Source organism: Halolamina salifodinae, assembly GCF_017874235.1.
GTDB lineage: Archaea > Halobacteriota > Halobacteria > Halobacteriales > Haloferacaceae > Halolamina > Halolamina salifodinae.
The window spans coordinates 21,871-40,883 of the sequence record NZ_JAGGLC010000001.1; the positions used below are offsets into that span (position 1 = coordinate 21,871).

General features: G+C 66.8%; 18 protein-coding genes and 1 tRNA gene. 10 read left to right on the forward strand and 9 right to left on the reverse strand.

Annotated features, from left to right (window positions below; genetic code table 11):
• The first annotated feature begins 49 nt into the window (after positions 1–49).
• Positions 50–973 carry a PAC2 family protein gene (locus tag J2753_RS00125; protein WP_209489262.1) on the forward strand — a complete coding sequence of 308 codons (924 nt, stop codon included), beginning with the start codon at positions 50–52 and terminating at the stop codon, positions 971–973.
• Positions 974–1,013: 40 nt separating this feature from the next.
• Complete coding sequence (locus tag J2753_RS14495) at positions 1,014–1,136, forward strand: hypothetical protein (protein WP_281064165.1); 123 nt, start codon at positions 1,014–1,016, stop codon at positions 1,134–1,136.
• Here J2753_RS14495 and J2753_RS00130 read toward each other — a convergent pair.
• Positions 1,133–1,312 (reverse strand): hypothetical protein, encoded by a 180-nt coding sequence (locus J2753_RS00130; protein ID WP_379810774.1) that lies wholly within the window; start codon positions 1,310–1,312, stop codon positions 1,133–1,135. The genes J2753_RS14495 and J2753_RS00130 overlap by 4 nt on opposite strands.
• A gap of 67 nt (positions 1,313–1,379) precedes the next feature.
• Positions 1,380–2,594: a proteasome-activating nucleotidase Pan1 gene (pan1, locus tag J2753_RS00135; RefSeq protein ID WP_209489264.1), complete on the reverse strand. Its 1,215-nt coding sequence runs from the start codon at positions 2,592–2,594 to the stop codon at positions 1,380–1,382.
• Positions 2,595–2,731: 137 nt separating this feature from the next.
• Between pan1 and J2753_RS00140 the strand changes: the two genes are divergently transcribed.
• Genes J2753_RS00140 through rad50 form a run of 3 tightly spaced genes read left to right on the forward strand, consistent with a single transcriptional unit; the run spans position 2,732 to position 7,045 of the window.
• The gene (locus tag J2753_RS00140; RefSeq protein ID WP_209489266.1) at positions 2,732–3,100 is read left to right on the forward strand and encodes a hypothetical protein; all 369 of its coding nucleotides are present in this window, start codon (positions 2,732–2,734) and stop codon (positions 3,098–3,100) included.
• A 10-nt stretch (positions 3,101–3,110) separates the two neighbouring features.
• Positions 3,111–4,355: a DNA double-strand break repair protein Mre11 gene (gene mre11 / locus J2753_RS00145; protein ID WP_209489268.1), complete on the forward strand. Its 1,245-nt coding sequence runs from the start codon at positions 3,111–3,113 to the stop codon at positions 4,353–4,355.
• The gene (rad50, locus tag J2753_RS00150; RefSeq protein ID WP_209489270.1) at positions 4,352–7,045 is read left to right on the forward strand and encodes a DNA double-strand break repair ATPase Rad50; all 2,694 of its coding nucleotides are present in this window, start codon (positions 4,352–4,354) and stop codon (positions 7,043–7,045) included. The genes mre11 and rad50 overlap by 4 nt, the downstream gene beginning before the upstream one ends.
• Here the strand turns inward: rad50 and J2753_RS00155 are convergent.
• From J2753_RS00155 to J2753_RS00165, 3 genes are read right to left on the reverse strand one after another with little or no spacing between them, the layout of a single operon-like run.
• The gene (locus J2753_RS00155; protein WP_209489272.1) at positions 7,042–7,482 is read right to left on the reverse strand and encodes a DUF7346 family protein; all 441 of its coding nucleotides are present in this window, start codon (positions 7,480–7,482) and stop codon (positions 7,042–7,044) included. The genes rad50 and J2753_RS00155 overlap by 4 nt on opposite strands.
• A 48-nt stretch (positions 7,483–7,530) precedes the next feature.
• Positions 7,531–7,959, reverse strand: coding sequence for a DUF7322 domain-containing protein (locus J2753_RS00160; protein ID WP_209489274.1), 429 nt, complete (start codon positions 7,957–7,959; stop codon positions 7,531–7,533).
• Between the two features lie 45 nt (positions 7,960–8,004).
• Positions 8,005–8,181, reverse strand: a complete 177-nt coding sequence (locus J2753_RS00165) for a DUF7331 family protein (protein ID WP_209490765.1) — start codon at positions 8,179–8,181, stop codon at positions 8,005–8,007.
• 126 nt (positions 8,182–8,307) lie between these two features.
• On the opposite strand from J2753_RS00165, the gene J2753_RS00170 reads away from it, so the two are divergent.
• From J2753_RS00170 to J2753_RS00185, 4 genes are all read left to right on the forward strand, one after another.
• Positions 8,308–13,482 carry a DNA polymerase domain-containing protein gene (locus J2753_RS00170; RefSeq protein ID WP_209489276.1) on the forward strand — a complete coding sequence of 1,725 codons (5,175 nt, stop codon included), beginning with the start codon at positions 8,308–8,310 and terminating at the stop codon, positions 13,480–13,482.
• Between the two features lie 55 nt (positions 13,483–13,537).
• Positions 13,538–14,305: a glycosyltransferase gene (locus J2753_RS00175; protein WP_209489278.1), complete on the forward strand. Its 768-nt coding sequence runs from the start codon at positions 13,538–13,540 to the stop codon at positions 14,303–14,305.
• Entirely contained in the window at positions 14,302–14,748 is a 447-nt protein-coding gene (locus J2753_RS00180) for a GtrA family protein (protein WP_209489280.1), read from the forward strand. The genes J2753_RS00175 and J2753_RS00180 overlap by 4 nt, the downstream gene beginning before the upstream one ends.
• 68 nt (positions 14,749–14,816) lie before the next feature.
• Positions 14,817–14,891 (forward strand) — tRNA-Met (locus tag J2753_RS00185).
• A 379-nt stretch (positions 14,892–15,270) separates the two neighbouring features.
• Here J2753_RS00185 and J2753_RS00190 read toward each other — a convergent pair.
• Positions 15,271–15,525 (reverse strand): hypothetical protein, encoded by a 255-nt coding sequence (locus tag J2753_RS00190; protein WP_209489282.1) that lies wholly within the window; start codon positions 15,523–15,525, stop codon positions 15,271–15,273.
• Between the two features lie 180 nt (positions 15,526–15,705).
• Here J2753_RS00190 and J2753_RS00195 point away from each other — a divergent pair, with 180 nt between their 5' ends.
• Entirely contained in the window at positions 15,706–15,855 is a 150-nt protein-coding gene (locus J2753_RS00195; protein ID WP_209489284.1) for a hypothetical protein, read from the forward strand.
• On the opposite strand, the gene J2753_RS00200 is transcribed toward J2753_RS00195, so the two are convergent.
• The 3 genes from J2753_RS00200 to J2753_RS00210 are packed head-to-tail and all read right to left on the reverse strand — an operon-like array spanning position 15,852 to position 18,969.
• The gene (locus J2753_RS00200; RefSeq protein ID WP_209489287.1) at positions 15,852–16,724 is read right to left on the reverse strand and encodes an aminotransferase class IV; all 873 of its coding nucleotides are present in this window, start codon (positions 16,722–16,724) and stop codon (positions 15,852–15,854) included. The genes J2753_RS00195 and J2753_RS00200 overlap by 4 nt on opposite strands.
• Positions 16,721–17,320, reverse strand: coding sequence for an anthranilate synthase component II (locus J2753_RS00205; RefSeq protein ID WP_209489289.1), 600 nt, complete (start codon positions 17,318–17,320; stop codon positions 16,721–16,723). Before J2753_RS00205 ends, J2753_RS00200 begins: the two co-directional genes overlap by 4 nt.
• The gene (locus J2753_RS00210) at positions 17,317–18,969 is read right to left on the reverse strand and encodes an anthranilate synthase component I family protein (protein ID WP_209489291.1); all 1,653 of its coding nucleotides are present in this window, start codon (positions 18,967–18,969) and stop codon (positions 17,317–17,319) included. The genes J2753_RS00205 and J2753_RS00210 overlap by 4 nt, the downstream gene beginning before the upstream one ends.
• Positions 18,970–19,013: the final 44 nt, after the last annotated feature.

The window sequence follows — 19,013 nt, forward strand, 5'->3', positions numbered from 1 at the left end:
CAGGGCACGTTTCGACGCACCTTTACCCGACGGAGGACCATTCGCGGATATGGATCCCATCGACATCGAGACGCTCGCAGACCCCGACCTCCGGGACCCCGTACTGGTCGAGGGACTGCCCGGCGTCGGGCACGTCGGCAAACTCGCCGCCGAGCACCTGCTGGAGGAGTTCGAGAGCACGCTCGTCCGTCGCGTGTACGCCGACGAGTTCCCCCCGCAGGTCGACGTCGACGACGACGGCGTCGCCTCGCTGACCTGCGCCTCGTTCCACGCCGTCGACCTCTCCTCGCCGACCCCGACCGAGATCGAGGACGAGGAGGATGACGAGGGAGCGGATGCGGACGCTGAGGACGACGCACTCCCCGACGGCGGCGACGCCGACGAGGGGGACGAAGCCGAGAAAGCGGATGAAGAGGAGAAAGACAAGGAGCACGGGACCGTCCCGACCGACCGCGATCTACTCGTGCTCACCGGCAACCATCAGGCCGGGAGCAACAAGGGCCACTACCAGCTAACTGAGGCGTTTCTCGACGTGGCCGAGGAGTTCGGCGTCGAGGAGGCCTACGCGCTCGGCGGCGTTCCGACGGGCGAACTCATCGAGGAGCACAACGTCCTCGGCGCCGTTAGCGATGCCGATCTGACCGACTCGCTTTCGGACGCCGGCGTGGAGTTCCGCGGCGACGAGCCAGCGGGCGGCATCGTCGGCGTCTCGGGCCTGCTGCTCGGCCTCGGCGGCCGACGCGGCTTCGACGTGGCCTGCCTGATGGGCGAGACCAGCGGCTACCTCGTCGACCCCAAGAGCGCGAAGGCGGTGCTGGAGACGCTCGAACAGCAACTCGACTTCCGCGTCGAGTTCGCCGCGCTGGAGAAGCGCGCCGAGGAGATGGAGGAGGTCGTCGGCAAGATCCAGCAGATGCAGGAGAGTGGCGGCGGCGCCGGCCCCGGCGAGGAGGAACTACGCTACATCGGCTGAAACCCCGCAGAACTAAGTCCGGGCCGGCCGGCCGATCGGTATGGAGATCGACCACCCCTCGTGGCGCGCGCTGGCCGGCGCACTCGGCGGCTACGGCCTGATCCTGCTGGCGATGACGGTGCTTCTGTTCGCGGTTCCGACCGCAATTTTCACCCTGCTTTAAGCGCCCGATCCGGCGTCGCCGGTGTCGGTAATCCGGTCCTCGTACTTCGAGAGTGACGTCGCCAGCGCCGCGCCGGCGTCGATATCCGACTCCTCGGCGAGTGCGAGGAGCGCGAACAGCGCGTCGTCGAGGAACTGGGCGACCTGCTGCTGGGCGGCCGAGAGCGCTTCGACCATCGCTACTCGGCTGGGAGCGAAGAAGCAAAAATCCGGCTGCCTGCGCTGGCGTCAGGGGGCCTGCCGATCAGGCGAACGCGGGCGACTCGCCGGCCTCGACCGTCTCGCTCTGCTGGAGTTTCTCCCAGGCGGCCTCGAAGTCCCGCCGCGTGATCTCGGTGCGGTCGTCGCGGATGGCGAACATCCCCGCCTCCGTACAGATCGCCTTCACGTCGGCGCCGGAGGCGTCCTCGGCCATCTCCGCGAGCGCGTAGAAGTCCACGTTGTCGGCGACGTTCATGTCGCGCGTGTGGATCTGGAAGATGAGTTCGCGACCCGCGGCGTCGGGCTTGGGCACCTCGATCAGGCGGTCGAAGCGGCCCGGTCGGAGGATCGCCTCGTCCAGCATGTCGAAGCGGTTCGTGGCCGCGATGATGCGGATGTCCCCGCGCTCGTCGAAGCCGTCCATCTCCGAGAGTAGCTGCATCATCGTCCGCTGGACCTCGGCGTCGCCGGAGGTCTTGGAGTCGGTCCGCTTGGAGGCGATGGCGTCGATCTCGTCGATGAAGATGACGGCAGGCTCGTTCTCGCGGGCGACCTCGAACAGGTCACGCACCAGCTTCGCGCCCTCGCCGATGAACTTGTGGACGAGTTCGGAGCCGGCCATCTTGATGAAGCTCGCGTCGGTCTCGTTGGCGACGGCCTTGGCGAGCATCGTCTTCCCGGTCCCGGGTGGGCCGTGGAGCAGGATGCCACTCGGGGGCTGGATGCCGACCTTGTCGAACGTCTCGGGCTGGCGGAGCGGGAGTTCGACCGTCTCCCGGACCTCGCGCATCTGCCCTTTGAGGCCGCCGATGTCGCCGTAGGTCACGTCCGGCGAGTGGTCGATCTGCATCACGCGGGCCCGCACGTCCGTCTCGCGGGTGAGCTTCTGAACGACCGACAGCGAGTTGTTGACCGCGACACGGTCGTCGGGTTCGATCTGCTCGCGCATCTCGTCGGTGACCTCGGTCAAGGCCTCCTGATTATTGCCGTGCTGCTTGATCACGACGCCGTCGTCGTTGATCTCCTGAACCGTCGCGACGAACAGCGGCGACTGCTTGAGCTTCTCGTTCTCGTGGGAGAGCCGCTCGAGTTTCTGCTGGAACTTGTTGTTCTCGGCGTTGGCGTCGAGCAGGCTGTCACGCATCTGCTCGTTCTGGTCCTCCAGATCCTCGAGGCGGTCGCGAAGGGACTCGATCTTCTCCTGTTGCGACGCCGTCTCCTCGTACGGGAGTTCGACGTCGTCAACCGTATCGCTCATTGGCGGGTTGTACGCGGCTGACTCTTATGAGGCTTCGGGTCCCGACGGAATCCGCCGCCGGACGAAAGCCGGGGAACAGCCGTTCTCGGCATCGACAGGGGCGAATCCTCAAGTACGATGACGGGACCAACGTCGCCGTGACCGACCCGGACGCAGTCGCACGAGCGCTGGCCCGACTGGCCGGCGGTGCGCCCCGAAACAGCGAGCACAACGCCGACGATCCCCCTGCTCGCGTCGTCGCCGACGCCGAGGCGGCGATGAAGGAACTGGACCGAGCCGCTGCGTTCGTCAACGGCGACGGAGAGGGACGACTCCGTCGCGCGACCCAGAACGCGCAGGAGGCCGGCGACGACGTGGTCGCGGCCCGTGGGCAGGCCGTTCTGTCGACGCTTTCGGCGTTCCGTCGGGCAGCCAGCGGCGACGAGGAACCGGACCACGAACCGTCCAGCAGCTACCGGACCACTTCCACCCCGCTCGCGCAACGCTCTTCCGGGGAGGGGGCATAACGGGTGACAGATGACTCGGGTGATACACACGGGCGACACCCACGTCGGCTACCAGCAGTACCACTCCCCCGAGCGCCGGGCGGATTTCCGCCGGGCGTTCGACGACGTGGTCGACGACGCCGTCGAGGCGGGCGTCGACGCGGTGGTCCACGCCGGCGACCTGTTCCACGACCGCCGGCCCGAACTGCCGGACCTGATGGGCGTGCTTTCGGCGCTCCGGCGCCTCGACGACGCCGACATCCCGTTTCTCGCTATCGTCGGCAACCACGAGGCGACCCGGACCGGCGAGTGGCTGGACCTGTTCGAGGGAACGGACCTCGCCACGCGCCTCGGCGCGTCGCCAGTAACCATCGGCGACACCGCGTTCTACGGCCTCGACTGGGTGCCCGAGTCGCGGCGCCCGGATCTCGAGTACGACTTCGAGGAACACGACGCCGAGCACGCGGCGCTGGTCTCCCACGGCCTGTTCACCCCCTTTGAGTTCGGTGAGTGGGACACCGAGACGGTGCTCGAGGAGTCGAACGTCGAGTTCGACGCGATGCTGCTGGGCGACAACCACAAACCGGACACCGCGCAGGTCTCGGGCACGTGGGTCACCTACTGCGGATCCACCGAGCGCGCGAGCGCGAGCGAGGAGGAGGCCCGCGGCTACAACCTCGTCACGTTCGACGGCGAGGTGGACATCCGCCGGCGCAGCCTCGACACCCGGCCGTTCGCCTTCGTCTCCGTCGCCCTCGCCGAGGGCGAGGGCGTCGAGCGCGTGCGCGAGCAGGTGCGCCAGCACGACCTGACCGACGCGGTCTGTATCGTCGAGATTACCGGCGAGGGCGAGCCCGTCACCCCCGCAGCGGTCGAGGAGGCCGGCGCCGAGGAGGGCGCGCTGCTCGTCCGGGTCACCGACCGCCGGGAGATCGAGGAGGAGGCAGAGATCGGCGTCAGCTTCGCCGACCCCGACGACGCCGTGAACGACCGCGTCGACGAACTGGGGCTCTCGACGGCCGCCCGCGACATCGACGAGACGGTCCGGGAGAGCAAAGTCTCGGACTCGAACGTGCGCACGGAGGTCAAGAACCGCGTGAGCGACCTGCTCGGCGAGGAGCCGGCGGCGTTCGAGCGCGCCGACGACGCGGGCGAATCGGAATCTGGCGATGCCGAATCGACCTCCGGCGGCGCCGACAAGGCGGACGACGAACCGGCCGACGACGAACCGACACCGGATCCGGCCGAGCAGGGCACCATGGAGGAGTACCTGTGAAGTTCGACCGCCTGCGGCTCAGCAACTTCAAGCCGTACGCCGACACCGACCTGCGCTTCGACGACGGCGTCACCGTGATCCACGGGCTCAACGGTTCGGGGAAGTCGTCGCTGCTGGAGGCGTGTTTCTTCGCGCTCTACGGCTCGAAGGCGCTGGATGGAACCCTCGACGACGCCGTGACGACGGGCGCCGACGAGACGGACGTGGAGCTCTGGTTTACCCACGCCGGCGAGGAGTACCGGATCACCCGCGAACTCCGGCGCTCCGGCGGGTCGGTGTCGACACGGACCTGTGTGCTGGAGGGCGCGGACTCGACTGTCGAGGGCGCCCGCGACGTGCGGGAGTTCGTCGGCGACGACCTGCTCCGGATGGACAGCGAGGCGTTCCGCAACTGTGCGTACATCCGGCAGGGCGAGGTGAACCGCCTGATCAACGCCTCGCCCCGGGAGCGCCGGGAGATGATCGACGACCTGCTCCAACTCGGCAAACTGGAGGAGTACCGCGAGCGGGCCAGCGACGCCCGCCTCGGCGTGGAGGACGTGCTCGCGGACGAGCGCGGCGGCCTGAACAAGTTGGACGAACAGATCGACGCGAAAGAGGAGCAGGACCTCCACGACCGGCTCAACCAACTCAAAAGCGACCTCTCGGATCTCGGCTCGGAGATCGAACGCTTCGAAGGGAACCGCGACGACGCTCGGGAAACCAAGGAGGCGGCGGTGTCGATCATCGAGGAAGCAGAGGAACGCGAGAGCGAACTCGAAGACCTGACCGAGGAAATCGAACAAAAAGAGGCATCGATTCGCGAGACCGAGAGCGAACGCGAGACGCTGCTAGAGCAGATTACCGAGATCCGCGAGGACGTCGACGAACGCGAGGCCGAACTCGAAGGACTCGCCGACGCCGCCGGGATCGACGCCGCCACCGAGACAGCCGTCGCCGACGCCCGCGAAACCCTCGACGAGCGCGAAGCCGAACTCCGGGAGCAGCGCCAGGAGCAGCGCGACCGCGTGACGACGCTCGAAAGCGAGGTCGAGAGCCTCGAAACGGAAGCAAATCGGCTCCGCGAGCAGGCCGCGGAGAAGCGGGAGCGAGCCGAGGAGCTAGAAGCTGCGGCCGACGATGCCGAGTCGGATCTCGAAGCGCTCCGCGAGGATATCGACGACGTTGCCGCCGAACACGCGGAACTGGAAGCGAAGTTCGCCGACGAACCTATCGGGATGGGCGAGGCCGAGGCCCACCGCGAGCAGATCCGCGAGGAACTCGAGGCGGTCCGCGAGGAGATCCAGACCACCGTCGAGGAGCTCTCGGTGGCACGAAAGACCGTCGAGGAGGCCGAGGAACTGCTCGAAGCGGGCAACTGCCCAGAGTGTGGCCAACCAGTCGAGGACTCCCCACATGTCGACACGCTCGAAGCAGACCGCGAGCGCGTCGAGGCGCTCGAAGCCGAGTTGGGCGAACGCAACGGCGAGAAGGCCCAGTTGCAGGCGGATCTCGAAACCGCCGAGTCGCTGGTAGAGGCCGAGAGCCGCGCCGAATCGCTGGCCGACAAGCAGGAGATGCTCGAAGAGCGTGCCGAGACACTCAAAGCCGACGCCGAGGAGGGGCGTGCGGACGCCAAAGGGCTCCGCGAGGCGGCCGACGAACTGGCCGAAGACGCCGAGGAGACCGAAACAGAGGCCGAGGGACAGGCCGAAGAGGCAACGGCGGCCCGCGAACGCGTCGCGGATCTCGACGAGGAACTCACCGAACTCGACCAGCGGCGCGAGCGACTCGACGACGTCGAGGACGCCATCGACGCCATCGACGACGCCGAGGACCAGATCGACCGCCTCCGGGAGAAACGCGAGAGCAAGGCCGAACTCGCCGCAGAACGCCGGGATCGGCTGGACGACCTGCGGGAACGCCGCGAAGGGCTCCGCGAGAAGTTCGACCGCGAGCGCGTCGAGCAGGCCCGGAACAAACTCGAGAGCGCCGCGGACTACCTCGAGAGAGTCGAGGGCAAACTCGAGGAACTCGACGAGCAACGCGACGGCCTGACGGGGAAAATCGGCAGCGTGCAGGCCGAGATCCGGAGCCTCGAAGCGCTCCGCGAGGACCGCGACCAACTCGCCGAAACCGTCGCGGATCTGGAGTCGCTCCACGAGGAGACCGAGACGCTGGAGCAGACCTACGGCGACCTGCGGGCCGAACTCCGCCAGCGCAACGTCGAGAGCCTCGAACGCATGCTGAACGAGACGTTCGACCTGGCGTACGGCAACGACGCCTACTCCCACATCGAACTCGACGGCGAGTACGAACTCACCGTCTACCAGAAGGACGGCACGCCGCTCTCGCCCGACCAGCTATCCGGCGGCGAGCGCGCGCTGTTCAACCTCTCGCTGCGCTGTGCGATCTACCGCCTGCTCTCGGAGGGCATCGAGGGCGCGGCACCCACTCCGCCGCTGATCCTCGACGAGCCGACGGTGTTCCTCGACTCCGGCCACGTCTCCCGGCTGGCGGACCTGATCGAGGAGATGCGCGGCTTCGGGGTGCGCCAGATCCTGATCGTGAGCCACGACGAGGAACTGGTCGACGCCGCCGCCGACCTCGTCACCGTCGAGAAGGACACCACGACGAACCGCTCGACCGCGCGCCGCGAGGACGCCGCGACGCTCGCGGGCGTGAAAGCGATGCTGGAGAGCGGCGACTAGGCGCCGTCGTCGCCGTCGCGAGGCCGTAGCCGTTCGACCGCCTTTTCCGCCGTTTCGGTGGCTTCGTAGCCGCGTTCGCCGGCAATCTCAGCCTCCGCGACCAGTCCCGCAGCGCGTAGCTCCCCGAACAGGCCGTTGAAGTCGCTCTCACACAGCCCGGAGTACGAGAGCAGGTCGACCACCGCCGTCGGCCCGTCGTCGACGAGCGTCACCAGCACGCCCAGCGCCCGCTCGTCGTGAACCGCAGTCATCGTCCGCCGAACTGGCTCCGGGACGCCGCCAGCGGCGACCGAGAGTGGCGACTCAGTGACCGTGTCGACGGAATCGGCGTCGATAGTTCGCTCCGCGCCCGTCTTGGGGTTGCGTAGCCGCGCAGTCCCGTCGCTCGTCGACAGCAGGAGGTAGCGCTCGCCGTCCGGCGTCTCGACCGTTCGCATTGCTGGAAGGGAGGCGAGCGGCGCGCAAAACGCTTGCGGGGGCGAGAATCAGGCGTCGGCGTCGTCCGCGGCTGATGCGTCGCCGGCCTCGTTGTCGCCGCCATCTTCCCCATCGTCGGCGTCGAACGCCCGGTAGACCGTGTACGCGCGGACGAGTGCGGCGACGCCAGCAGCGACCAGTGCCACTGAGACGAGTGCGCGCCCGCGAAGCGCGTAGACGACTGGGCCGAGCGCCATCAGGAGAATACCGGCGTTGACGTAGATGACCGCCGACCAGAACGCCCGCGCCGTCTCGGGATCGGCCTCCATCGCCGCCTCATCGGCGTCGTCGGCGCCGCCGGTACTGGAACCAGTCCGGGCACGGAGTTCAGCCTCCATATCCCGGGCCTTGGGGCCGGTGTACTCGTCCGCTTCTTCCTCCCCGAACGGCTCGACCGACCCCTCGACGAAAGACTCGACCGGGTCGTCGTCACTCACGCATCGTCCTCCCCGACCGACCGCAAAAAGCGTTCGCAGTCCGGCTCAGCACCGGTCGTTCAGCCTCGTCGTGGTGTCGCTCCGGATCCACGCGAGCGGCGCCTCCGCGTCGTAGAGGACGACACCGCCGTCGACCTCGTAAGACTCGACGGTGTCGAAGCCGTCGTCTGCTGGTCCCGGACGCTCCGATGCCGCCTCCGTCAGGCCGCTCTCGTCGGGCATGTTACTAAGTACCAAATGAGCAGGCATATGCCTTTCGGGGGTGTGTGCCGCCGTCGAGAGCGCTCAGTCGGCCGACGCGGCGCACGGACCACCGCCGTTTTAACGGATCACGGCAAAGCACCGGCAATGAGCGAGAGCGAACAGCGGGGCCTCGGCGAGTTCGCGGCCCCCGGCGAGGGCCGGCCGGACGAGGAGGCGGCCGTCGTCGCCGGCGACGCCGGGCAGACTGTCAGCGAGGTCGTCGACGCGGCGGACCTCAAGTTCCCCGACAGCGAGGGGGTCCTCCAGATGGAGGTCACGCAGGTCGACTACACCATCGAGGGGTCGGGCGCCGGCGAATACCCGGTGATCCACGTGTTCGGCCGGACCGCCGAGAACGAGTCCGAACACGTGCGCGTGCTCGGCGTCGAGCCGTACTTCTACGTTCCCACCGAGGACATCGAGGACCGCGCACTGACCGAGGAGTACGACGTGATCCTCGACACCCGGACCGAAGGCCAGAACGGCGAACCCTTCGAGTCGATCCGTGGGAAGCCGCTGACGAAGGTGATCGGCCGCACGCCCCGGGACGTGGGGCAGATCCGCGACGACTTCGAGGAGCATTACGAGGGCGACATCCTGTTCCCGAACCGCTTCCTGATCGACAAGGACGTCAGCGCCGGCCTGCAGGTGCCCGAGCGCCGACTCGGGGACGGCCGGATTCAGGTGCGCTACGACGACGAGGAACTGGTCGCCGTCGAAGCCCCCACCGGGGCCGAACTGCGGGTCAACACGTTCGACATCGAGGTCGACGACCGCAACGGCTTCCCCGAGGACGGCGAGGAGCCAATCGTCTGTCTGACCTCCCACGACTCCTACGACGACGAGTACGTCGTCTGGCTCTACGACGCCCCGGACGCGGAGGTCTCCCCGCCCGATGATCTGTCCGAGTACGAACCCATCGCCGACTCGGGCAGCGTCGACGTGCGCGTCTTCGAGGAGGAGGCGGCGATGCTCGACGCCTTCGTCGCCTACATCGAGGACACCAACCCGGACGTGCTCACGGGCTGGAACTTCGAGGACTTCGACATGCCGTACGTGCTCGACCGACTGGAAATCGTCGACCACGGCAGCGAGTACGACCTCGACATCGACCGCCTCTCCCGGGTGAACGAGGTTTGGCGCTCGGACTGGGGCGGCCCGGACGTGAAGGGCCGGGTCGTGTTCGACCTGCTGTACGGCTACAAACAGATCGTCATCAAGGAACTGGAGTCGTTCCGCCTCGACGCTATCGGCGAGCGCGAACTCGACGTGGGGAAGGAACACTACTCCGGCGACATCGGCGACCTCTGGGAGCAGGACCCCGAACAGCTACTGGAGTACAACCTCCGTGACGTGGAGCTCTGTGTCGAAATCGACCGCAAGCAGTCCGTTGTCGCGTTCTGGGACGAGGTCCGTTCCTTCGTCGGCTGTAAGCTGGAGGACGCGCCGACGGCCGGCGACGCCGTCGACATGTACGTCCTGCACAAGGCCTACGGCGAGTTCGGCTTGCCCTCGAAAGGTCAGCAGGAGGCCGCCGAGGAGTTCGAGGGCGGCGCCGTCTTCGAGCCGATTTCGGGCGTGATGGAGAACGTCACGGTGCTGGACCTGAAGTGTTTCAGCGGCGACACTGACGTACTGACGCCCGAAGGGCCGCGAAACATTCGGGAACTGAGCGTCGACGACGAAATCTACACGCTGAACTCCGACACGTTCGAGTGCGAGGTGAAGCCCGTCGCGGAGACACACAGCTACGAGAACTCCTTCGGGGAACTGCATCACCTGAGCGGCAACACGCACGACTTCAAGGTGACCGAGAACCACCGATTCCTCGCCTCGAAGGAACGCGGCTGGGACGATCAGGACCCGGACGACTTCGAGTTCTCGGAATACCGGGAGTTCACCGACACCGAACGGTTCGCCTTCCCGAACCACCGGCCGATGGACGGTCGGACTCCCTCGACGTTCGACTTCATCGACGAAGTCGACGGCGGGAACGTCGTCGTGTACTCGGACGACGACCTCAGTATCTTCCGGGCTGCGATGCCCGAAGAAGTACGGACGGAACTGGACCTCGCCTACGGGAGTTCCGAAGCGATGGGACTCCAGCAGAAAGTCGGGAAGTACCTGCTCCCGCTCGAGTGCTACCGCGAGCATCAGGATGTCGTCGACGAACACGCCGACGACCTGTTTCTCAAGTTCGACCGCGGACACCGCGAGACGCACGTCTCCTTCGAGATGTCGAACTGGCTGGAACTACTCGGCTGGTACGTAACTGAGGGAAGTATCGACCGATCGGCGGGACGGTTCACGCTCCATCAGAACGACGAGGAGGGTCGAGAACGAATCCGGACGCTCCTCGACGAGATGGGGATCAACTACAACGTCGACGAACGGGGAGTCAACGTCTCCAACGTCTACGTCCTCGACTGGCTGAGCGAACACTGTGGGAAGGGGTACGCGGACAAGCAGCTACCCGAGTGGGTGTTCGATCTCGACGGTGAGCTTCTCCGAGGGCTGCTCGATACTCTCGTCGCCGGCGACGGGAGTACGACCGACACCGGACTGCAGAAGTTCTGGACGAAGAGCGACCACCTGAAGGAGGCTATCGTCGACATCGCGGTCCGGTGTGGTGAGAAGCCGACGGTCACAAACCAGGACGACGGGACATGGTACGTCTCGATCGGCAAGCAGGGTTCGTTCCAGAAGTCCACGAACGCGACGGTCGAGCCCCACGACGGGAACGTCTACTGTGTCACCGCGGAGGACAACCACGTCGTACTCGCCGGTCGGAACGGCCACTACCAGTGGGTCGGCCAATCGCTCTACCCGATGTCGATGGCGAGCATCAACTCCTCGCCCGAGACGAAGGTCGACCCCGACGAGTACGACGGCGAGACCTACCACGCGCCGGATGGCACCCACTTCCGGAAGGAGCCGGACGGCATCATGCGGGAGATGATCGACGAACTCCTCACGGAACGCGAGGAGAAAAAGAAGCTCCGGGACGATCACGACCCCGACTCGGAGGCGTACGAGCGCTACGACCGCCAGCAGGGCGGGGTGAAGGTGATCATGAACTGCTTCACGCCCGACACCGACGTGCTGACACCCGAAGGCGTGCAGAACATCCGTGACCTCGAGGCCGGCGACGACGTGTACTCGCTCAACCCCGATACCGAGGAAATGGAGGTCAAGCCCGTCGAGGAAACCCACGCCTACCCCAACTACGAGGGGGAACTGGTCGACATCGAGACGAGCAAGATCGACTTCAGTGTCACGCCGAACCACCGGATGCTCGTCCGGAAGAACGAGACGAACGGAATCACCGAAGACGGCTACAGCTTCGTCGAGGCGGGCGACCTCGACACCGCGACCAACTACGAACTCCCACACGACTGGTCGATGGAGCACGGCGACGACCTCGGCGAGATCGATCTCGTCGACTACCTCGAGGGCGACTACGAGGTCTGGGTCCGGCCGGATGTCCACAGCCACACGTTCGCCGCCGAGCTGGGCTACTACCCCGACACGGTGCTCAAGAACGACGTCGGCGAGGAGGGGTACGTCTTCGACGCGGAGGCGTACGCCGAACACCGCGAGTACATCGAACCGGTCTGCGAGCGGAGCTTCGTCCACCGGGAATCGGGCCGGAAGTGGATCCCGCGGACGTTCGACGGCGACGACTTCCTCGACCTGTTGGCGTGGTACGTCACCGAAGGAAACGTCTACACCTCCGAGGAGAAGCAGTTCGGTGAGAAGCTCCGTGGCTCGTCGACAACGATCCAGATCGCCCAACAGCCGACGATGGCTGACGGCGGCGACGACGACCACGCCACCATCGGTGCCCTGCTGGACCGGATGGGCTTTGACTACTACGTCGACGAGAGCGGTTACCAGTTCACCTCCCGTCTGCTAGGGGAGACGCTCGAACGGCTCTGTGGCGGGGATAGCTTCGAGAAGCGGATCCCCGAATTCGTGTTCGATCTGAGCGAGCGGCAGAAGCGCCGATTCCTCGACACGCTAGTCGACGGTGACGGTGACCGACAGCCCAACTCCTGGCGCTACACCACCTCCAGTGACCGACTTCGCGACGACGTACTGCGACTCTGTACCCATCTCGGACTGACAGCCAACTACGGCGAGAACAGTGGCTCGTGGCGCATCTACGTCGACGAGGGGTCGAAGAACACGCTCCGGATGCACCGAAGCGGATCGACCAGTACCGCCAAGGACGGCGTCTACTGTGTCACCGTCGCGGACAACCACAGTCTGCTCGCTGGCCGGAACGGGACGTTCCAGTTCGTCGGCCAGTCGCTCTACGGCGTCTCTGGCTGGGACCGCTTCCGCCTCTACGACACCGAGGGCGCCGCCGCCGTGACGGCGACGGGTCGGGAGGTCATCGAGTTCACCGAGACGGCCGCCGAGGAACTGGGCCACGAGGTGGCCTACGGGGACACCGACTCGGTGATGCTCTCGCTGGGCGAGGGCGTCTCCAAGGAGGACGCCATCGAGCAGTCCTTCGGCATCGAGGAGCACATCAACGAGCGCTACGACGACTTCGCCCGCGACGAACTCAACGCCGACAGCCACCGCTTCCAGATCGAGTTCGAGAAGCTCTACCGTCGGTTCTTCCAGGCGGGCAAGAAGAAGCGCTACGCCGGCCACATCATCTGGAAGGAGGGCAAGGACGTCGACGACATCGACATCACCGGCTTCGAGTACAAACGCTCGGACATCGCGCCGATCACCAAGCGCGTTCAGCACGAAGTGATCGACATGATCGTCCGCGGGGAGGACCTCGACGACGTGAAGGACTATCTCCACGAGCAGATCAGCCAGTTCGAAAACGGCGGGGTAGATCTGGAGCAGGTCGGCATCCCGGGGGGCATCGGGAAGCGCCTCGACGCCTACGAGACCGACACCGCGCAGGTCCGTGGCGCGAAGTACGCGAACCTCCTGCTGGGCACGAACTTCCAGCGTGGCTCCAAGCCCAAACGGCTCTATCTGAAGAAGGTCCACCCCGAGTTCTGGCAGGAGATGGAGCAGGAGGGGCGGTTCGACCCACAGACGGACCCACTCTACCGGGAGTTCAAACGCGACCCCGACGTGATCTGCTTCGAGTACGCCGAAGAGGTGCCCGACAGCTTCGAGGTCGACTGGCCCAAGATGCTCGATAAGACCCTCAAGGGACCCATCGAGCGCGTGATCGAGGCGCTCGGCCTCTCGTGGGACGAAGTGAAGTCCGGGCAGGAGCAGACCGGCCTCGGGCAGTGGGGCTGAGACCGGGCGACGGAAGTTCGGACGCTTTTTGCCCAACCGCACGGAACGGCGCTACATGCCTCGCTCCGTCGGCCTGGTGGTCCCCGCCTACCAGCCGAACGTCGATCGCCTCTCGCGCTACGTGTGCGACCTCGACGACCGGCTGAACCCGGCGGAGCTCAGAATCGAACTCGACGACCCATCACCCGGCGACGAGGCGGCGCTCGCGGACCTCCCGGCGACAGTTCACGTCGCCGACCGCCGGCGTGGCAAGGGCGCGGCGATCACCGAGGGGTTCGACGCGCTCTCGACGGACGTGCTGGCCTTCGCCGACGCCGACGGCTCCACCCCCGCCGACTCCGTCGCTGACGTGATCGAACCCGTGGCCTCCGGCGAGTTCGACCTCGCTGCGGGCTCCCGACGCCACCCAGACGCGACGGTCCAGTCTCACCAGAAGACCCTCCGGCGCCTGCTCGGCGACGGCTTCGCGTGGCTGGCCCGACAGCTACTCGTGCCGAACCTGTACGACTACCAGTGCGGGGCAAAGGCCGTGTCGGCGAACTTCTGGGCACGGCTCCGGCGTCACCTCACCGAACCCGGGTTCGCGTGGGACATCGAACTGCTCGCGATCGCGGGCGCGCTGGGTGGCAAGATCGCCGAGGTCCCGGTCGTCTGGGAGGACAAACCCGAGTCGACTGTCGACCCCGTTCGCGACACGCTCTCGATGTTCACCGGGCTGCTGGCGGCACGTCACCGTGCGAAGGCGGTCAAGGGGGGTCGACTCCACGAACTGCTGGCCGACCGGCGCGACCAGCGGCTCCTGATCGAGCGAGGTGAGCGGTGACGGCAGTTCCCGACGAACTACTCGAACTCGACCGGTTCGGGCAGTTCCTCTCGGTCGGCGCCGTCGGCGCGATGTTCGACCTCGCGACCAGTTCGGTGCTGACCGCCGGCCTCGACCTGCCGCCGGAAATCGCGAAGCTGATCGGCGCCGAGGTGGCCATTATCGTGATGTTCGTCATCAACGAGCGTTGGACGTTCTCCGAACACGGTACCGTCGGCCGGCTGAACGTGCTCCGGCGGCTCCTGAAGTCGAACCTCGTCCGCAGCGGCGGCGTCGCCGTGCAGGTCGGAGTGGTGTCGGTGCTGACGGGGCTGCCGGTCGCTCTGTCGGCGTTCGGCGTCGACCTCTGGGAGTTGGCGACGTTCCCGATCGCGATCGGCTGTTCGCTGCTGCTGAACTACGTCCTGGAGAGCCTGTTCACGTGGCGTGTGACAGCTGATTGAGTTCGGAAAAACCGCGCGACGACGACCGAATCAGAACCCTTAACCGTCAAACCCGATTTGATACAGGTAGCGGGATGGGATAGCCAGGAGATTCCGCCGGGCTCATAACCCGGAGATCGGTAGTTCAAATCTACCTCCCGCTATATTCTTTCGCCGGCAACAACGAACGCCGAGCCTCGCGAGGCGTTCGTACGCCGGCGAGGGTATAGCCCCGGAGTAGATTTGTCCCAGGGAACGACGTGAGCGTTAGCGAACGGAGTGACTGAAGTTCAAATCTACCTCCCGCTATGTTCTGTCGACGACAACTGTTCGAAGCGCCGAGCCTGCGAGGCGCGAGTCGTCGTCGACTGCAGAGCGAACGAGGAGATTTGAACTAAGGAACGACGTGAGCGTTAGCGAACGGAGTGACTGAAGTTCAAATCTACCTCCCGCTATATTCTCCTGCCGACAACCACGATCCACCAGTCGTGGCTCCGGTCGGCAGGGATATAGCGCCGACGACCGCGAGCAGTCGCCGATTCTTCACTCCTCACCGTTCTCGAACGCGGCTGCGACTCGCTCCTCGTCGCCGAGTTGAACCGCAACCCTGAGTCCGATCGCCACGAGACAGAGGCCGACCGCCACGCCGACGAGGCGGACGACGATGGAGAGCGGGCCGAAGAACGATTCGACGAGCGGATCGGCCGACCGGTAGCCGACGAACGTGGCGGCGAACGCCAGCCCGAACAGCGAGACGCCACCCCCGACGTACGTCATCACGGTCTCGAACGTGGACATCCTGCCCAGTCCTGTGGCTGGCGTGCACAAACCGTTTCCCCCGAAATCGTCGTGGAGCAGGTCGTGACCCCGACGCGGACAGCGACGCCGACTCCGATGCCGGCGAGTCGGCCGTCCCGGCGGTCACCCCCTGCGCCCACGAAGGACGGATTGATACGCCAGCGCTCCCACCATCCACCAATGAGCGGCGACGACGACGACCTCTACGACGGGAGCCTGCCCGAGGGGGAGACACCCACCGAGGACGGCCGTGTACTGAAGTTCGTGGTCGCCGCGGTGCTCGTGATCCTGGTGTACGCGGTGGTCACGATCCTGATCGCGGCGACCTAGTAGAAGCGTTCCTCGATGCGCTCCCGGTAGTTCCGGGCGAGTAGCTTCGTTACCGGCCCGCCGCCGATGCGCGTCCCGTCGACGGCGTCGACGGGCCGGATCTCCCACGTGGAGTTGGTGCAGAACACCTCTTCAGCAGTGCGCAGCATCTCGGGGCCGAACGTCGCCTCGCGGACCGGGATCCCCTCCTCCTGTGCGATGTCGAACACCGTCTCGCGCGTGATCCCGGGCAACACCGGCCCCGACAGCGCCGGCGTGAGCAGGCCGTCGCCGTCGACCGCAAAGACGTTGCTCGTCGCGCCCTCCGCGACGTTCCCCGCGGAATCGAGCATGATCGCCTCGTCGGCGTCGGTGCCCCGGAGTTCGAGGCGCGCGAGGATCCCGTTCAGGTAGTTGTGGGTCTTCGCCCGCGCCGGCACGGCCGCGTCCGGGATCCGCCGGGTGGAGACCGTCCGGAGCGTCGCCGGCCCGCCCCAGACCGGGTCGCCGTCGACGCCGCCGCGCGGGAGCGGCTTGACAACGACCACAACCGTCGGATCTACTTCCGGCTGAGGGTCGAGTTTCCCGGGCTGGACGCCCCGAGAGATCGACAGTCGGACGTAGGCATCTTCGAGGTCGTTGGCGTCGAGGGTCGCGTGGACGCGGTCGTACAGGTCCGCACGCGAGAGCCCGTGGTCGAGCGCGAGGATCTCACAGGTCTCCTCCAGCCGTTCGGCGTGGGCACCCCAGCGGAACAGGTCGCCGCCGTAGGCCCGCATGGTCTCGAAGCCGGCGTCGCCGTACTGGAACCCCCGGTCCTCGACCGAGACAGTCGCCTCGCCCCGCGGGACCAAGTCGCCGTCGACGTGATAGCGACGTTCGTCGCTCATCGCTCGGACTCTCGACAGATCGTGAGGAAGTTCCGGATCATCTGTTTGCCGTGTCCGGTCAGGATGCTCTCGGGATGGAACTGCACGCCGACGTGGGCCTTCTCGCGGTGGCGGACCGCCATCACGACCGCCTCGTCGTCGGTCGTCGCGGTCTCGATCAACGATCCCGGGATGGCCGAGCACTCGACTGCCAGCGAGTGGTACCGCCCGACCCGGATGCCGTCCGGCAGGCCGGCGAACACGCCCTCGCCGTCGTGGCTGATCCGCGAGGGCTTGCCGTGGACCACCGCGTCGGCGTGGCTCACCGGCGCGCCGTTCTGTGCACAGAGCGCCTGATGACCGAGACAGACACCTAGCGTCGGGTAGTCGAGGTCGAACACGTTCATCGAGACGCCGGCCTCCTCTGGCGTGCCCGGGCCGGGCGAGACGACGATGCCGTCCGGGTCCATCTCCCGAATACCCCGCACGTCGACGGCGTCGTTGCGCCGAACCGTTACCTCGCCGCCGGTCGACTGGACCGCCTCGCCGACGTACTGCACGAGGTTGTAGACGAACGAGTCGTAGTTGTCGATCACGAGGATCTGGGGGCGGCTCATCGCTCTGCCCCCGGGTCGGCAGCCGCGCCTCCTTCGACAGCCGATTCCCCGCCGTCGTCGGCCACTTCCAGATGACCCTGTTCCAGCGCGGCGTCGACGGCCCGGATCAGCCCCCGGGCCTTGTCCAGCGTCTCCTCGTACTCCGCATCCGGGTCGGAGTCGTGGACGATGCCGGCACCGACGCTGAGGTGGTACTCATCGGCGTGGCGCACCAGCGTCCGGATCACGATGTTGAGCGTCGCCCGGCCGTCGAAGCCGAAGATGCCCATACTGCCGGTGTAGGGACCGCGGCGGCGGTCTTCGAGTTCGTCGATGATCTCCATCGTTCGAGGCTTGGGTGCGCCGGTGATGGTGCCGCCGGGGAACGTCGCCGCGACGGCGTCGGCGAGCGTGCCGTCCTCCCGGAGTTCCCCCTCGATCAGCGAGACGAGATGCATCACCTCGGCGTAGCGGTCGACCCGGCGGTACTCCGTCACGTCGACAGTGCCGTACTCGCTGATTTTCCCGAGGTCGTTCCGTTCGAGGTCGACCAGCATCGCGTGTTCGGCGCGCTCCTTCTCGTCGGTCCGGAGGTCGTCGGCCAGCGCGGCGTCCTCGGCGTTGGTGTCGCCGCGGGGGCGCGTCCCGGCGATGGGTTCGGTCAGCAGGCGGTCCCCCTCCCGGTCCAGCAGGAGTTCGGGACTCGCACTCACCAGATCGACGCCCGGGAACTCCAGCAGGCCGGAGTAGGGCGCGGGGTTGACCTCCCGGAGCGCGTCGTAGGCCTCGACGGGGTGGACCGCGGCTGGTGCGGCGAGGCGCTGGGAGATGTTCGCCTGAAACGTGTCGCCCTCGCGGATGTACGCCTTGACCTGCCGGGTGCGCTCGCGGAAGGTCTCGCGCCCACAGGTGCTCCTGAAGCGTGCTTCGTCGGTGTCGCCAGAACGCTCTGCGTTCTGGCTGCCTCCCGAATCGCTGTGCGATTCGGGAACGTCGACGGGCGCGGGACCGACTTCGGGGTCGCCGACGTGAGCCTGCCGAGCCAGCTCATCGGCAGTCGCTAGCGCGCGGTCGTAGCAGGCGTCGAGCGCCGCCTCGTCGGCGTCCTCGGGGATCCGGGGACAGGCGGTGATTCGTAAGGTAGTCTCGCCATCGCGGGGTTCCTCCCACGTCGCGAGGCAGTCGTACACCGCGATCTGGAGGGTTGGCAGGCCGCGGTCGGCGGCGGCCGCGCCGGCGCCAGGGAGGGACTCGAGTTCCCGCGCGATGTCGTAGGAGAGCCAGCCGATAGCGCCGCAGGGGTAGGGGACGTCGCAGTCGCCGCGGACCAACTGCTCCCCGTCGAGCAGACCGTCGAGCGCCGCGAGGCTTTCTGAGCGCTTGGCACCGAACCCGCGGTCGGGTTCGTCGGCCCACCAGTTCTCGGACAGCACGGCCTCGCCGCTGGCGGTCAGGAAATCGACGGGATCGACGCCGAAGTAGCCCCGTCCGGACTGGCCGCCGGTGGTCTCCAGAAACGCGCCACCGGACTCTCCGCGGGCGCGGCGGTAGGCCGTGAACGGGTCATCGACGACAGTCGTGATCTCGACGGGCACGCGAGCGCCCGCCGGCGCGTCCGCAGCCACGGCGTGGAAGCGTTCCGGCGTGGTGACCACCGTGGTCTCGGTCATGGCTCCACCGACGGCGGCAGGGCGCTAAAAACGAGCGGGTTCCG